Origin of the sequence: Actinomyces oris, from assembly GCF_006546825.1 — a bacterium.
GTDB lineage: Bacteria > Actinomycetota > Actinomycetes > Actinomycetales > Actinomycetaceae > Actinomyces > Actinomyces oris.
Genome location: NZ_VICC01000007.1, coordinates 51,709 through 65,737, shown reverse-complemented (window position 1 = coordinate 65,737; position 14,029 = coordinate 51,709). Strand labels below are relative to the sequence as shown.

The window sequence follows — 14,029 nt, the reverse complement described above, 5'->3', positions numbered from 1 at the left end:
TCACTTGCGGGCGGAGCCGACGGAGCCGAGGCGCTCGCAGGCCTCGACGACGCGGGCGGCCATGCCCTTCTCGGCGGCCTTGCCCCAGGCGCGCGGGTCGTAGGCCTTCTTGGAGCCGACCTCGCCGTCGATCTTGAGCACGCCGTCGTAGTTCTTGAACATGTGGTCCGCCACCGGGCGCGTGAAGGCGTACTGGGTGTCGGTGTCCACGTTCATCTTGATGACGCCGTTGCGCACGGCCGTGGCGATCTCCTCGGCGGTGGAGCCGGAGCCGCCGTGCATGACCAGGTCGAAGGGCGAGCTCTTGTCGCCGACCTTGGAGGACAGGCGGTCGCCGAGGCGCTTGGCGACGTCGGCCTGGATCTCGCCCAGGAGCTCGGGGCGGAGCTTGACGTGGCCGGGCTTGTAGGCGCCGTGCACGTTGCCGAAGGTCAGCGCCGTGGTGTAGCGGCCGTTCTCGCCCAGGCCCAGGGCCTCGACGGCGGCCCAGGCGTCGTCGGCCGTGGTGTAGAGGCTGGCGTTCTCCTCGCCCTTGATGCCGTCCTCCTCGCCGCCGACGGCGCCGATCTCGATCTCCAGGATGGTGTTGGCCTTCTTGCTCATGGCCAGCAGCTCGACGGCGAGCTTGATGTTGTCGTCGAGGGTCTCGGCGGAGCCGTCCCACATGTGGGACTGGAAGGCGGTGGGCTCGCCGCGCTTGGCCTGCTCGATCTCGATCTCGAGCAGCGGCCTGAGCCAGGTGTCGACCAGCTTGCGCGGGCAGTGGTCCGTGTGCAGCGCGAAGGTGATCGGGTACAGGTCGGCGATCGAGTAGGCGTAGGCGGACATGGCCAGGGAGCCCTTGACCCTGTCGGCGCGGGAGGAGCCGGACCAGTAGGCGGCGCCCCCGTTGGAGACCTGGACGATGCCGTCGGACTCGGCCTCGGTGAAGCCCTGGAGGGCGGCGGAGAGCGTCTGCGATGAGGTGACGTTGATCGCGGGGATGGCATACTTGCCGGCCTTCGCGCGGTCAAGCATGTCGGCGTAGGACTCCGGGGTTGCAATGGCCACTGGGTGCCTCCTGATGTCTGTATGAGTCAGTGGTGCGGGGCCGATTGTTCCACGAATTCGAGGCCACGTGAACCGGATCATGGTCCCAGGTCGGGCGCCGGTCAGGCAGCAGTCCGGCAGCATGACCTCTGTTCAGGGGCGGTTTGGCCCCGCCTCCCACGGGGCGGGCCGTCCCAGCGGGCCGCGACGGCCCCGGGTCAGTCGGGCGCCGGCCCCGCGTGCTGGAGGATCCAGGAGTGCATCGCCACGGCCGCAGCGGCCGCCACGTTGATGGAGCGGGTGGAGCCGTACTGACCGATGCGCAGCAGCCGGGAGCAGCCGGCGCTCAGCTCGGGGCTGATGCCCTCCCCCTCGGAGCCGAAGACCATGAGGCAGCGCTCGGGCAGGTCGGCGGCCTCCAGGGGCTGGGCCCCGGGGCCGTTGTCGATGCCGATGACCTCATAGCCCTCGGCCCGCGCCCAGGCGAGCAGCTCACCGGGCTCGGGGTGGTGGCGCACGTCCAGGTAGCGGTTGGTGACCATGGCGCCGCGCTTGTTCCAGCGGCGTCGGCCGATGATGTGGACGCCGGCCACGTTGAAGGCGTTGGCACTGCGCACGATGGAGCCGATGTTGAGGTCCTGGCTGACGTTCTCGATGGCGATGTGCAGCCGGTGGGCCCGGGCGGCCAGGTCGGCGCGGATGGCCGCGATGGTCCAGTAGCGGTAGCGGTCGACGACATTGCGCCGGTCACCGTCGGCGAGCAGCTCGCGGTCATAGCAGGGGTCGGTGGGCCAGGCCTCGGGGCCGCCGGGCCAGGGGCCGACCCCCACCTGACGGACGTCGGCAGGCCGGTCCTCCTCCGGACCCGCCACAGAATCTGCTGAGGGCGCCGCGGACAGGTACTCCCCCTCAGGCAGGTCGGCGGGAGCCTCGGGGGCCGCCCCAACCGTCTGCGGGCGTCGTCGGGTGCTCACTCCAGGCCGAGGTCGGCCAGACCGAGCGCTGCGTAGTAGGGCAAGCCGGCGGCCTCAATGCGCTCGCGCGCGCCGGTGGCCCGGTCCACGATGACGGCCACGGCCCGCACGTCGGCACCTGCCTCGCGCAGGGCCTCGACGGCCTCCAGGGGCGAGCCGCCGGTGGTGGAGGTGTCCTCCAGGACCACCACGCGGCGCCCGGCGACGTCGGGGCCCTCGATGCGCCGGCGCATGCCGTGGTCCTTGGCGGCCTTGCGCACGACGAAGGCGTCCAGGTCCAGGCCACGCGAGGCCGCGGCGTGCAGCATGGCGGCGGCCACGGGGTCGGCCCCCATGGTCAGGCCGCCGACGGCGTCGATCTCGTCGGTGCCCAGGCCCGCCTCCTCGAGCATGTCGAGCATGACGTGGCCGATGAGGGGGGCGGCCTCGTGATGGAGGGTGGCGCGGCGCATGTCCACGTAGAAGTCGGACTCGAGGCCGGAGGCGAGGGTGACCTTGCCACGGACGACGGACAGCTCGTTGACGAGCTCGGCCAGGCGGGTGATGTGGGAGTCGTTGGTGCTCACGGCTCCGATGGTAGTGGGACTCGGGGGCTGCGCGCCGGGTAGACACCCACTACGGACAGGAGCCCGCCCTCGCCCGCGCGGTGCGGACGGGGCGGGCTCCTGGCGGCTCAGCGGAAGAAGGAGTCAGGACAGGGCGGCCACGGCGGCGTCGTAGTCGGGCTCCTGGCCGACCTCGGGGACCTGCTCGGTGTAGACGACCTTGCCGGACTCGTCGAGGACCACGACAGCGCGCGACAGCAGGCCGGCCAGCGGGCCGTCGGCCAGGGTGACGCCGTAGTCGGCGCCGAAGGTGGAGCGGAAGGTCGAGCCGGTGACCACGTTGGTGAGGCCCTCGGCGCCGCAGAAGCGGGCTCCGGCGAAGGGCAGGTCGGCGGAGACGCAGACCACGGTCGTGTTGTCCAGCTCGGAGGCCAGCTTGTTGAACTGGCGCACGGAGGCGGCGCACACCCCTGTGTCCACCGAGGGGAAGATGTTGAGGACCACGCGGCGGCCGGCCAGGGACTGGCTGGTGACCGGGGCGAGGTCGGCGCCCACGAGGTCGAAGGCGGGCGCGGCCGAGCCCACAGCGGGAAGCTCGCCGACGGTGCTGACGGGGTCTCCGTGGAAGGTAATGGAAGCCATGGTGCGATCGTTGCAGGTCACGGCGCTCCTGACCAGCGGGGGCGCTCAGCCCTGGGCGATTCCGCGACGGGATCGGACCGCGAGCCGGTGCACGCGCCCGGATCTGTCGCGATTGGCGACTTTTAGGAGGCAGTATCCGCCAGCATCCGCCAACCTCGCCGCATCTGCGCTGGTCAGCGCCTTGGGAAGGTCGGCAGCAATGGTGATCGCCCCCGAATAGTCGCCATCTGTGACACTTTGCGCCACCGGCGAGCCCCGACGGCCTCAGTCGCGCCCCTGGCCGGAGCGTTCCGGCCCGACCACCCGGCGCACGAACCAGCGGGGCACCAGCCGCAGCACGGCGTTGGCACTGCGGTAGCGCAAGCTCGGGGTGCAGATGACCTGGCCGCGCCGCACCGCCGCCAGGCCGTCGATGGCCACTCGCTCGGCGTCCAGCCACAGCGGCGCCTTCCACTGGGTCTCGTCGATGCCGGCCGCGGCGTGGAACCCGGTGTGCACCAGCCCCGGGCACAGCGCCGTGGCGCTCACCCCGGTGCCGGCGAGCTCGGCGGCCAGCCCCTCGGTGAACCGCAGCACCCAGGCCTTGTGGGCGGCGTAGGTGCCCATGGCGGTGTGCGCGGTCATGGAGGAGACGTTGAGAATGGCGCCGCGGCCGCGCTCCACCATGGCGCCGGCCGCCGCGTGGGAGGCCACCATGACCGCTCGGACCATGACGTTGAGGGCATCCTCCTCGCGGGCCAGGTCTCCCCCGACGAAGCGCTGCCCCAGCCCGAAGCCGGCGTTATTGACCAGGAGTCCCACGGGCTTGCTCGTCTCCTGCAGGCGCTCGGCGACGCGCTCAAGCTCATCGCGCTTGGACAGGTCGGCCTGCAGAGTCTCCACCTGGACGCCTGCGAACTGGCGCATCTCCTCGGCCACCACCCGCAGCCGCTCGGGGGTGCGCGCCACGAGGACGAGGTCATGACGGGCCTGGGCGAGCTGCCAGGCGATCTCCAGGCCGAGACCGCTCGTGGCCCCGGTGACAAGTGCTGTTCCCATGGCCGCAGACTAGGAGCGATTGGTGAGTGCTCAATGGGAATCAGACACCGGCTACTCTGCTGCCATGCGCCTGGCCACCTGGAACGTCAACTCCATCCGCACCCGCGTCGACCGCGTCCTGGCCTTCCTGGAGCGTGAGGACATCGACGCCCTGGCGATGCAGGAGATCAAGTGCCGCCCCGACCAGTTCCCAGTCGAGCCCTTCGAGGCCGCCGGCTACGAGCTGGCCATCCACGGGCTCAACCAGTGGAACGGGGTGGCGATCGCCTCACGCGTGGGCCTCGACGACGTCACCACCTCCTTCCCGGGCCAGCCCGCCTGGGCGGCCAAGCCCGAGGCTGAGCCGGTCGTGGAGGCCCGGGCGCTGGGGGCGACGGTGGGTGCGGCCTCGGATGCGGCGCCGGTGCGTCTGTGGAGCCTGTACGTGCCCAACGGCCGCGAGCTCACCCACCCGCACTACACGTACAAGCTCGACTGGCTGCGGGTGCTGCGCGACGACGTCACCGCCTGGCTCGAGGCCGAGCCCGACCTGCCGCTGGCGCTGGTGGGCGACTGGAACGTGGCGCCGCGCGACGAGGACGTGTGGGACATGAGCGTCTTCGAGGGCGCCACCCACGTCTCGGAGCCGGAGCGGGAGGCCTTCGCCGCCTTCGCCGAGGCGGGCATGCGTGAGGTCACGCGCGAGCGGGTCACCAACTACACGTACTGGGACTATCAGAAGCTGCGCTTCCCGAGGAACGAGGGCATGCGCATTGACTTCGTCTATGCCTCGCCGGCCCTGGCGGGCCGCGTCACCGGCGCCGCCATCGACCGCGACGAGCGCAAGGGCAAGGGCGCCTCCGACCACGTCCCCGTCATTGTCGAGGTCAACTGAGGCCGAGGGCGACGGCCCCGCGAGTGGGCGGACATCAGACACCCTTCGCCCACAGTCCCCTACAAGGCCAGGATCTGGTCGCCGAGCTCGGACCAGGTCCGCCGGTGAACCGCCCCGAAGGGCTTGGCCCCCAGGAAGACGGCCTGGCGCTCGGCGACCGGATCCACCCAGATGAAGGAGCCCGACTGGCCGAAGTGCCCGAAGGTCTGCTCGCTGTTGCCGGCCCCGGTCCAGTGCGGGGACTTGGCTCCGCGCACCTCCACCCCCAGCCCGAAGGGGTTGGGGGTCTGTCGCCCGTAGCCGGGTAGAACGCCGTCGAGGCCGGGCAGGACCGGCGTGCGGGCGCGCTGCGCGAGCGCGGGCGAGACGAGCCTCGGCGCGGCCAGCTCGCGGGCGAACAGGGACAGGTCGCGGGCGCTGCCCTCCCCGGAGTGGGCGGGGGATCCGGGGATGAGGACGCTGGCCATCCCCAGGGGCTCGAGCACGGTGGTCTCCACCCAGGTCTCCAGGGGAGTGCCGGTGGCCTCCTCGAGCCGCTCCCCCAGGATCTCGATGCCGCGGTTGGAGTAGATGCGGCGCGTGCCTGGGGCCGCCAGGCGCTCGTCGGAGTCGGCCGCGATCCCCGAGGAGTGGGACAGCAGGTTCTCGATGGTCGCGCCGTCGGGCGCGGGCGAACCGGCGGGGGCCTCCAGGTCCAGCAGTCCCCGGTCGACGGCGACCAGGGCAGCCCAGGCAACGATCGGCTTGGTCACCGAGGCGAAGGGGAAGACCTCATCGACGTCCCCGGCCTCGAGGAGCACGCCCTCACCGGCGGCGGACCTACCGGTCACGACGAGGGCGGTGGGGAAGGGGAAGGCGGCCAGCGCCGGCAGGGCAGGGGCCGGCACCTGAGGGGTATCCGGGGTGGTCATCGCTCCTCCTCACCTGGGATCGGCACTCGACGCGGCCGGCCGAGCGCCCTCGCGACCGTACCTTACGCCCGGGGGCTGCCCCCACCTCCGTCTGCGAACCGTAGGGCACGGCCGCGAGAGCCGGCCGCCCGGAGCCACCCGGGCCAGCCCACAGCCGGCCCGGACCACCCAGGCCAGCCCACAGCCGGCCCGGAGCACCCCGGCCACGACCCGACGCGCCGTGACTGGGCGAAATCTGCCGGCTCGCGAGAGGATCGGGGCGATGCCCTTCTACCACCGCCCACCCGCCGACCGCCGCCCACTGCGCCCCCGTTCCCCCATGGCCCCCGGCCAGGCGGACGCCACTCCCACACCCGCAGAGCTGGCCGAGGCAACCGGGGTCGGCTACGCCGTCGTCGACCTGGAGACCACCGGCCTGTCCCCCACAACGGACTCGATCCTGGAGGTCGCGCTCGTACTGACCGACGCCGCCGGGCGCGTCGAGCGCAGCTGGTCCACGCTCATCGCCCCCGGCGCGGGTGTGGACGTGGGCCCCACCCATATCCACGGTCTTGTCGCCGAGGAGCTCATCGGGGCGCCCGGCTTCGATGAGGTCGCCGACCTGCTGGTGGCCGACCTGGCCGGGCGGGCGGTGGTGGCCCACAATGCCCGCTTCGACGTCGGATTCCTCACCCAGGCGCTGGGGACACGGGGGCTGCTCGACCGGGGCGCGCGGGTGCCGCGGGTGTGCACGATGGAGTGGGCGCGCCATTTCATGACGACGCCATCACGCCGACTGACCACCTGCTGCGAGGTGGCCGGGGTGGAGATCGGCCGCCACCACAATGCGCTCGACGACGCCCTGGCCGCTGCTGGCCTACTGCGCCACTACCTGGCGGTGGGGGCTCAGCGGGGCGAGGAGCCGGTGGCCTGGGCCCGCTCGCTCGTTGAGGCTCGCCGCTTCACCGGCTGGCACTGGGACGAGGCAAAGGCGAGGAACGGCATCGAACGTCTCACGGTGCGCACCACGCCCGGTGCTGAGCGAGCCCGTCCCGAGCCCGAGTCCTCGGGGCCGGCCCGCTCGGGATCAGGGCCACCGGGCCGGGTGTCGCCGCTCCGTTCCTGATCGGGGACTTACTTCTCCCACGAGGACTGTGTTCTCCTCCAGACGACTGGGGTACGGCCTCAGTCATCTGGAGGAGAAGTACGTTCCGGGCGGGAAACGCAGTCCTCGGTTCAGCCGACCGCGCCCCGGCCGGCTACTCCACATCCCACAGGACGTCCCGCCCCGGGGCTGTCCGCACGGGCGCAGCCCCACGGCTCGGGGCGCCCCGCGCCTCATCGACCAGCACCCGGCCCTCGCTCAGTGGGTCACGACGACGGTGCCTTCAAGGGACCGCACGGCGCCACGCCTCCCGGCGAGGCCCCTCAGGCCTCCTCGGCGTCCTCACCCAGGGAGACGAGGAATCCGTCGTCGTCCACGGCCACCCCGGAGACGGCGGCCACCAGGACGGTGGCGAGCTCCTCGACCAGGTCCCGGGCGGTCTGGCGCTCGCGGCGCCGGGAGCGGGAGACCACTTCGGCGTAGGCGTCGGCCTGGTCCTGCGGGATCCAGCGCAGGTCGTAGGACAGAACCGCCCCGCGCGCCCACGGCTCGCCGCGCACGGCCAGGGGCAGCCCGTCGGTGGCGCCGGCACGCACCTCGATGCGCCCCCAGCCCTCGTGCTCGGGGTCGACCGGGGTGACGACCGCGTAGCCGTCACGCACCTCCTCAATGACATTGCCGGTGGCGGCGGCGACGATCTCCTGGCGCATCGTGTCCTGGCGGACCTTCTCCGAGCCGCGCCAGGCCTTCTCGAAAACATCCGGGCCGATGCGCTCGACGAGGCTCTCCAGCTGCTCGGGATCGATGGCGTCCAGCCCGACGGCGCCCCGCGGCTGAACAGCCTCCAGCGCGGCGCTCACCTCGGGGGCCACCGGCTGCAGGACGGCCACCAGGTCCTCCGGGCCGAGCCACACCGGGGCGTAGACGGTCAGGGAGGCCGAGACCTCCGGGCTGGGCTCGACCAGCACCGGGTTCTCGTTGTCCCCTCCCGGAATGAGCCTCAGGGCCCCGGCCAGGCGTCGTGCGATGGCGCGCAGGCGGGTGAGGGCCACCAGCTCGGCCCCCGTGGGCTGGGCATTGGGGAAGGCGTCGGAGAGCGGGTCCAGGCCGGCGAGCTCGGCCGGCAGGGCGCCGGCACGGATGCGGGGGCAGTCCAGAATCATCAGCTGGGTGGTCCACTCCGGCGCACCCAGGAGGCTGCGCATCTCGGCGTCGACCTTCCAGGGCCCCAGCAGGGAGACCCCGGGAAAGAGCTGGAGGCTGGAGACCCCCACCCAGCCGGACTGGATGTCCTGTGACAGGGCCAGGGCCTCCACCTCGTCGGGGGCGACGTCGTCGGCCAGGAGCAGGACGTGGTTGGTGTCCAGCAGCCCGACCGGCAGCATGGAGGCGGCGGTGAAGGTGCCGGTGTCGGTGGGCAGGGAGACGGCGAAGTCGGTCGAGTCGCTCATAGGTGCTTCTCCTGGGAGATGGGAGCGGCGCCGTCGGCGGGGGCCGCCGGGGTGTCGGGGATGCGGGTGCGGTGGAAGGACTGGTGGGAACGGGAGGCCGTCGGTCCGCGCTGCCCCTGGTAGCGCGAACCGGTGGCGCCCGAGCCGTAGGGGGCCTGGGCCGGGCTGGACAGGCGGAAGAAGCACAGCTGCCCCACCTTCATCCCCGGCCAGAGCTTGATGGGCATCGTGGCCGTGTTGGACAGCTCCAGGGTGACGTGACCGGTGAAGCCGGGGTCGATGAATCCGGCAGTGGAGTGGGTCAACAGCCCCAGGCGCCCCAGGCTCGACTTGCCCTCCAGACGGGCGGCGACGTCGTCGGGCAGGGTGATGCGCTCGTAGGTGGCGCCCAGGACGAACTCCCCGGGGTGCAGGACGAAGGGCTCGTCGGCCCCGACATCGACCAGGTGGGTCAGCCCCTCCTGGTCGGCGGCCGGGTCGATGACCGGGTAGCGGTGGTTGTCGAAGAGACGGAACCAGCGGTCCAGGCGCACGTCGATGGAGGCCGGCTGAATCATCTCGGGGTCGTAGGGGTCGAGGACGACCCGCCCGGCGTCGAGCTCGGTGCGGATATCGCGGTCTGAGAGCAGCACGGGCCCGATTGTGCCAGGTCCTCCCGGAGGCGTCACACGGATTCCGGCCCTGGGGAATCCGGAGGCCCGGACTGCCCTGCCCCTCAGCCGCTCAGCGGCATACCGGAGGCGTCAACGCCCCACGGCGCCTCGCCGGGGCGGGCCACCAGGATGAGGATGCCCTCGATGAAGGCCCAGATAGCGATCAGAGGAACCAAGAACCCGCAGCTCAAGAGCGTGCCCAGGAGCTGGAAGAGCGCCTTGCCCGTGTAGCCCAGGTAGAAGTTGTGGATCCCGAGAGTGCCGAGGAACAGCGCCAGGATGCCTGCGGCCACCTTGGACTTGCTCGGATAGCCGGGAGGACCGTAAGCGGGAACGGGGCCGTAGCCGGGAGGAGCACTGTAGCCAGGGGGCGCGTTGTATCCGGGCTGGGGCCCGTAAGCGCCTTGCGGGTCATACCCCGGCTGGGCTCCGGGAGCGTAGGGACCGCCGTAGGGCGGGTACCCACCTGACGGGTAGTCCGTGGGGGCGGGCCCCGCGGGCAGCGCCGGCACGTCCGGCCAAGGACTCGCAGTGAGCCCAGTCGGATCAGTGGGCTCGTGAGGGTTGGAGGGATCGGTCATGCGCTCATCACACCTATGAAGACGTCAGGGAATCCGCTGGCGAGTGTAGTGGGTGAAGGCGTCGCCGACGCGGTTCGCGAGGCCCCTGCGCAGGCCGATTTGCGTAGACGGCCGGAGTCTGGGTTAGACTTCCGCACGCACCTGGGACGCACGTCCACTGGTGCCACGCGGGTGTAGTTCAATGGTAGAACTTCAGCTTCCCAAGCTGACAGCGCGGGTTCGATTCCCGTCACCCGCTCCAGCCCGAGGGCCCGGACCATCACGGTTCGGGCCCTCGTTGTTGCGCGGCCCTGGTTGGCGCGCGCGGAGGCGGCCTCGGGGTGGCAGCCTGTGGGGCCGGGGGCATTCGACGCCGTCGGGACAGGGCTACACGGCCGGGGACATTTCTGTGCGGCCGGGTGCGTGTCCTTCCGGCCGGGGACAGTCGACGCCGTCGGGGACAGGATTCCCGTCCCCGCACGCGCAACATGTCCCCGCCCGGTAGAGAAAGTCCCCGGCCGCGTGGAGTGGCCCCACCGGAGGACACCACCCCTTGACACCGTCCTCCCCCACCGAGCTCGCCACTCCGTAGACGTCAAACCGGCTCATCCTTAGAATTTCTGCATGCCAGATCATGAGTATTCGGTGCGCGTGGAGTGGACGGGCAACCTGGGTACGGGCACATCCGGATACCGCGACTACTCGCGCGATCACGATGTCCGGGGAACCACCGCCGACCTGCCGGTGATCCGTGGATCGGCGGATCCAGCATTCCGAGGGGACGCTCGCAAGTGGAACCCGGAACAGCTCCTGCTCGCCTCGCTCTCACAGTGCCACATGCTGTGGTACCTCCACTTCGCGGCAGACGCGGGCGTCACCGTCACCGGCTACTCGGATACCCCTACCGGCATCATGGCCGAGCACCCGGGCGGTACCGGGGAGTTCACGTCAGTCACCCTTCGTCCCGCAGTGACCATCGCTCCCGGCAATGATCCTGAGAGTGCCGCCACGCTCCACGACCGCGCCGCCGAGTACTGCTTCATTGCTCGATCGGTGAGCTTCCCGGTTCACCACGAAGTCATCATCACGACCGAGCACTAGGAGACGAGGCCTTTCGCCTCCCTGTTCTTCAACTGAACCTTTCGGGGCAGCGTCGGCCGAGGCCGGCGGGCGGCGCCGTCGGGACAGGGCTGCACGGCCGGGGACATTTCTGTACGGCAGGGTGCGTGTCCTTCCGAACGGGGACAGTCGACGCCGTCGGGGACAGGATTCCTGTCCCCGCACGCGTGGAACGTCCCCGACCGGAAGAGAAAGTCCCCGGCCGCGTGGAGTGGCCCCTGCGGCGCCAGCCAGCCCTGCCGGCCAGGGTCAGGACAGGACGGCCTGCAGGTTCACCTGGGCGCTGCCCAGGATGCTCGCCGGGTCGCCTCCGGCCAGCCCGGGCAGCTCGTTGTCGAAGGTGGCGATGACGTCCGAGGTGCCGGAGGCGGAGGGCATGGGCTGGGAGTACTCGACGCCGGCCAGGAAGGCCGCCTGGTCGGCGTGCTTGCCCTTCCAGGTCTCGCCGGCGGACTTGCCGGCGGGGACCGTGCCCGCCGCACCGGCCAGGGCCACCTGCCGCTCTGCGGCGGTGAGGTACTCCACGAGCTTGATGGCGTCGGCCTTGTGCTTGGAGGCCTCCACGACTCCGTAGAAGGTGGGGAACTGCAGGGTCCCCTTGCCGCCGCTGCCGGCCGGCAGCTCGACCACCTTGTAGGAGATGCCCGAGTAGGTGTCCGCCAGGGTCTTGGTCAGGGCCTCGGTCTCGATCACCATGGCGGCCTGCCCCTGGCCGAAGGCGTCGGCGGCGGATCCGGCGGGCAGGTCGGCGCCCCAGCCGGCCGACCCGGAGGACAGGAGCGTCTTGACCTGGGTCAGGCCCGCCACCGAGCCCTCCGAGGAGGCTATGGCCTTCGTACCGTCGGCGCTGGTTAGTCCCCCACCGCCCTGGACGAGGAAGGCGCCCACGCGCGCGTAGGAGGCATCGAGGGTCAGGCCGACGACCCCGCCGGAGGTGAGTTTGGCGGCCACCTGGTCGAGCTGCTCCCAGGTGGTCGGGTAGTCCGACTCGCTCAAGCCCGCGGCCGACCACAGCGAGGTGTTGACGTACAGGGCGAGCGTGGAGACGTCCCGGGGCGCCGCGGCGATCTTCTCCTGCCGGGTGGCACTGGTCAGCAGCGCGGGGTGCGCGTCCTTGACGGCGGCCGCCCCCTTGTCCCAGGAGTGCAGGGCACCGGCGTAGCTGGACAGCTGGGCCGGGTCGAGGACGACGACGTCGATGCTCGGCTCGGCCGTGATCCCGCGGGCCAGCTCCTGGGAGACGTCGGACACGGGCTTGATGTCCACCTCCACCTTGGTCTCCTTGGTGAATGCCTCCACCGCCTTGGACAGCGCCTCCGCGGCGGCCTCGCCCGCGTCGGGGACGATGAGCGCCATCTTGCCCTCCTCGGTGGCCTCGTCCTTCGACTTCGACGAGCAGGCGGCGAGGGTGGCCGCGGCGGCCAGCCCCAGAGAGGTCAGGGCGAACGTCCTGCGGGTGAGCATCATGTGATCTCCTTGAGGGAATCCCGGAGTACCCGGGAGCGGGATGAGCCTGGGGCCGCGACGGCGCCTGTGGGCTCGCGATGTGCGACGTCGGGCGGGGACGGCGGGAGGGCACTGCGGGCCCCGCGTCGCCAGGAGGAAGCGTAGGCCATGTGCGCGGCGAGCTCGGACTCGAGCCTCCGCCCTCACCTCACAGGAGATCGCGCAGGGCCAGCACGACGACGCCGGTGGCCACCGCGTCCACGAGGAACCAGCTGGTCAGCCACACCCCGGCGGGCACCCGGGTCAGGTGGGCCAGGGTGCGGTGGTCCTGACTCGGATCGCGCGAGGCGGCGACGTCGCGCAGGGAGTCCCAGGCCCCCACCAGCAGGGCCAGCCCGGTCCCGGCGACGACGCCGTCGCGCCACTGCCCGCCCCACCACCACAGGGCCCCGGTCAAAGCGGCCACGAGCAGGACCAGCAGGACGGTGCGCACGGAGCGGGACATGACCAGCAGGACCGCCAGGAGGACCAGTCCCAGTAGCAGGACCGCGCTCGCCCAGCCCTTGAGGGCTAGGAGCACGACGACGGCACCCAGAACGGCGGGGGCGGGGTAGCCGGCCCAGGAGGTGGCCACCCGGCCGGGGCCGGTGGGCTTACCGGCGGTGACGGCGTGCCCGGACAGGTCCCGGCTCACCACGAATCCGAGGAAGCGCCGTCCCACCATGAGGCCGACGGCGGCGTGCCCGGCCTCGTGGACGATCGTCACCAGGGTGCGTCCCCAGCGGCGGGCCGGGGCCCAGACCAGGACGATGAGGAGGATCGCCAGCGCCGGCCACAGCACGCCGGGATCCAGGCCGACGACGCTCGAGGCTCGGGTCAGCAGGTCGTTCCAGGTGTCAGTCCAGCTCAAGTTCACGAGCGGAAGTCTGCCAGGCCCGCCCGCGTGCACGGCAGGCCGTGGCTCACGCTGTCAGCCGACCGCGCTGTGACGAAGCGAACCGGGGGCCTGGGCACCCTCCAGGGGCTCGGTGGCGCGGGGCTGGGCAATGGTCGGCACCGCGTGGGCGGGCTGGCGGGCCCCCACCGCCCGCAGCACGAAGGCGTCCAGGCTCTCCAGGTAGGCCCGCCGTTGCTCCGGATCCGTGGGGGTCGGGCGCCCACCCATGACGGTGGCGTGGATGAGGGGGATGACCTGCTCTGGCTCCTGGGCAGGGATGAGCCCCTGGTCCATGGCGTCGGTGAGGATCGAGGAGAGCATCTGGGCCACGAGCGCCCCGTGGGCCTTGAGGCGGCCGGCGGTCCCGCGCGAGACCGCCCCGGACAGGGGCCCCGAGGTCGGGAAGTGGAAGTGTCGGGCGATGAGGGCCTGCTGGCGCACGTAGATGCGCAGGCGGTCGATCGGGTCCTGGGTGCCGGCCAGCGCCCGGGAGAGCTCCTCGGCGTAGCGGCCGGCCTCGTGCTCCATGAAGGCCAGGAGGAGGTCCTCCTTGTCCGCGAAGTGGTTGTAGACGGCCGTGCGCCCCACGCCCGCGTGGTTGGCGACGTCGGACAGGGTGATCTTGTCGAAGCTGCGCTGGCTCATGAGCTCGGACAGCGCCTGGAACAGGGCGGTGCGCGTGCGCTCTCGATGCTCGGCCAGTGAGGAACCCAGAATCTTCGGCATGAGGTAACCCTAACTTACGAGATGACGCGGACGATAGAAG

At 71.5% G+C, this 14,029-nt stretch carries 15 protein-coding genes and 1 tRNA gene; 4 read left to right on the top strand and 12 right to left on the bottom strand.

Annotation, left to right across the window (positions count from 1 at the left end; genetic code table 11):
- The 5 genes from fbaA to FK267_RS11095 form a co-directional block, all read right to left on the bottom strand.
- Positions 1-1,050, bottom strand: a complete 1,050-nt coding sequence (gene fbaA / locus FK267_RS11115) for a class II fructose-bisphosphate aldolase (protein WP_075379121.1) — start codon at positions 1,048-1,050, stop codon at positions 1-3.
- 197 nt (positions 1,051-1,247) lie between these two features.
- The gene (locus FK267_RS11110; RefSeq protein WP_373693224.1) at positions 1,248-2,003 is read right to left on the bottom strand and encodes a TrmH family RNA methyltransferase; all 756 of its coding nucleotides are present in this window, start codon (positions 2,001-2,003) and stop codon (positions 1,248-1,250) included.
- On the bottom strand, positions 2,000-2,569 hold the full coding sequence (gene pyrE / locus FK267_RS11105) for an orotate phosphoribosyltransferase (protein WP_070510411.1): 570 nt from the start codon (positions 2,567-2,569) through the stop codon (positions 2,000-2,002). The genes FK267_RS11110 and pyrE overlap by 4 nt, the downstream gene beginning before the upstream one ends.
- Before the next feature lie 123 nt (positions 2,570-2,692).
- Positions 2,693-3,190, bottom strand: a complete 498-nt coding sequence (tpx, locus tag FK267_RS11100; protein WP_003787762.1) for a thiol peroxidase — start codon at positions 3,188-3,190, stop codon at positions 2,693-2,695.
- Positions 3,191-3,454: 264 nt separating this feature from the next.
- Positions 3,455-4,228 (bottom strand): SDR family NAD(P)-dependent oxidoreductase, encoded by a 774-nt coding sequence (locus tag FK267_RS11095; RefSeq protein ID WP_141407232.1) that lies wholly within the window; start codon positions 4,226-4,228, stop codon positions 3,455-3,457.
- 64 nt (positions 4,229-4,292) lie between these two features.
- Between FK267_RS11095 and FK267_RS11090 the strand changes: the two genes are divergently transcribed.
- On the top strand, positions 4,293-5,102 hold the full coding sequence (locus FK267_RS11090; protein ID WP_141407315.1) for an exodeoxyribonuclease III: 810 nt from the start codon (positions 4,293-4,295) through the stop codon (positions 5,100-5,102).
- A 59-nt stretch (positions 5,103-5,161) separates the two neighbouring features.
- Here the strand turns inward: FK267_RS11090 and FK267_RS11085 are convergent, their stop codons facing one another.
- Positions 5,162-6,013, bottom strand: a complete 852-nt coding sequence (locus FK267_RS11085; RefSeq protein WP_141407231.1) for a serine hydrolase domain-containing protein — start codon at positions 6,011-6,013, stop codon at positions 5,162-5,164.
- Between the two features lie 262 nt (positions 6,014-6,275).
- Between FK267_RS11085 and FK267_RS11080 the strand changes: the two genes are divergently transcribed.
- On the top strand, positions 6,276-7,118 hold the full coding sequence (locus FK267_RS11080; RefSeq protein WP_141407230.1) for a 3'-5' exonuclease: 843 nt from the start codon (positions 6,276-6,278) through the stop codon (positions 7,116-7,118).
- A gap of 302 nt (positions 7,119-7,420) precedes the next feature.
- On the opposite strand, the gene FK267_RS11075 is transcribed toward FK267_RS11080, so the two are convergent.
- The 3 genes from FK267_RS11075 to FK267_RS13675 form a co-directional block, all read right to left on the bottom strand.
- Positions 7,421-8,548, bottom strand: coding sequence for a hypothetical protein (locus FK267_RS11075; protein ID WP_141407229.1), 1,128 nt, complete (start codon positions 8,546-8,548; stop codon positions 7,421-7,423).
- A complete protein-coding gene (gene dcd, locus FK267_RS11070; protein WP_009406034.1) occupies positions 8,545-9,180 on the bottom strand; it encodes a dCTP deaminase in 636 nt (211 codons plus the stop codon). Before dcd ends, FK267_RS11075 begins: the two co-directional genes overlap by 4 nt.
- A gap of 83 nt (positions 9,181-9,263) precedes the next feature.
- Positions 9,264-9,782, bottom strand: a complete 519-nt coding sequence (locus FK267_RS13675) for a TM2 domain-containing protein (RefSeq protein ID WP_232622443.1) — start codon at positions 9,780-9,782, stop codon at positions 9,264-9,266.
- Between the two features lie 167 nt (positions 9,783-9,949).
- Here FK267_RS13675 and FK267_RS11060 point away from each other — a divergent pair.
- Both FK267_RS11060 and FK267_RS11055 read left to right on the top strand, forming a co-directional pair.
- Positions 9,950-10,023: transfer RNA gene (locus FK267_RS11060), tRNA-Gly, on the top strand.
- Positions 10,024-10,385: 362 nt separating this feature from the next.
- On the top strand, positions 10,386-10,862 hold the full coding sequence (locus FK267_RS11055) for an OsmC family protein (RefSeq protein WP_060956838.1): 477 nt from the start codon (positions 10,386-10,388) through the stop codon (positions 10,860-10,862).
- A gap of 267 nt (positions 10,863-11,129) precedes the next feature.
- On the opposite strand, the gene FK267_RS11050 is transcribed toward FK267_RS11055, so the two are convergent.
- The 3 genes from FK267_RS11050 to FK267_RS11040 form a co-directional block, all read right to left on the bottom strand.
- Positions 11,130-12,347: a sugar ABC transporter substrate-binding protein gene (locus FK267_RS11050; RefSeq protein ID WP_141407228.1), complete on the bottom strand. Its 1,218-nt coding sequence runs from the start codon at positions 12,345-12,347 to the stop codon at positions 11,130-11,132.
- Positions 12,348-12,534: 187 nt separating this feature from the next.
- Entirely contained in the window at positions 12,535-13,242 is a 708-nt protein-coding gene (locus FK267_RS11045) for a M50 family metallopeptidase (RefSeq protein WP_141407227.1), read from the bottom strand.
- A gap of 54 nt (positions 13,243-13,296) precedes the next feature.
- Positions 13,297-13,989, bottom strand: coding sequence for a TetR/AcrR family transcriptional regulator (locus FK267_RS11040; protein WP_070510430.1), 693 nt, complete (start codon positions 13,987-13,989; stop codon positions 13,297-13,299).
- Between the last annotated feature and the right edge of the window lie 40 nt (positions 13,990-14,029).

Coding starts and splice junctions, on each gene's coding strand:
- FK267_RS11095 (WP_141407232.1), bottom strand. CDS start 4,228: ATGGGAACAGCACTTGTCACCGGGGCCACGAGCGGTCTCGGCCTGGAG.
- FK267_RS11080 (WP_141407230.1), top strand. CDS start 6,276: ATGCCCTTCTACCACCGCCCACCCGCCGACCGCCGCCCACTGCGCCCC.
- FK267_RS11050 (WP_141407228.1), bottom strand. CDS start 12,347: ATGATGCTCACCCGCAGGACGTTCGCCCTGACCTCTCTGGGGCTGGCC.
- FK267_RS11055 (WP_060956838.1), top strand. CDS start 10,386: ATGCCAGATCATGAGTATTCGGTGCGCGTGGAGTGGACGGGCAACCTG.
- FK267_RS11090 (WP_141407315.1), top strand. CDS start 4,293: ATGCGCCTGGCCACCTGGAACGTCAACTCCATCCGCACCCGCGTCGAC.
- FK267_RS11040 (WP_070510430.1), bottom strand. CDS start 13,989: ATGCCGAAGATTCTGGGTTCCTCACTGGCCGAGCATCGAGAGCGCACG.
- FK267_RS13675 (WP_232622443.1), bottom strand. CDS start 9,782: ATGACCGATCCCTCCAACCCTCACGAGCCCACTGATCCGACTGGGCTC.
- tpx (WP_003787762.1), bottom strand. CDS start 3,190: ATGGCTTCCATTACCTTCCACGGAGACCCCGTCAGCACCGTCGGCGAG.
- FK267_RS11085 (WP_141407231.1), bottom strand. CDS start 6,013: ATGACCACCCCGGATACCCCTCAGGTGCCGGCCCCTGCCCTGCCGGCG.
- FK267_RS11075 (WP_141407229.1), bottom strand. CDS start 8,548: ATGAGCGACTCGACCGACTTCGCCGTCTCCCTGCCCACCGACACCGGC.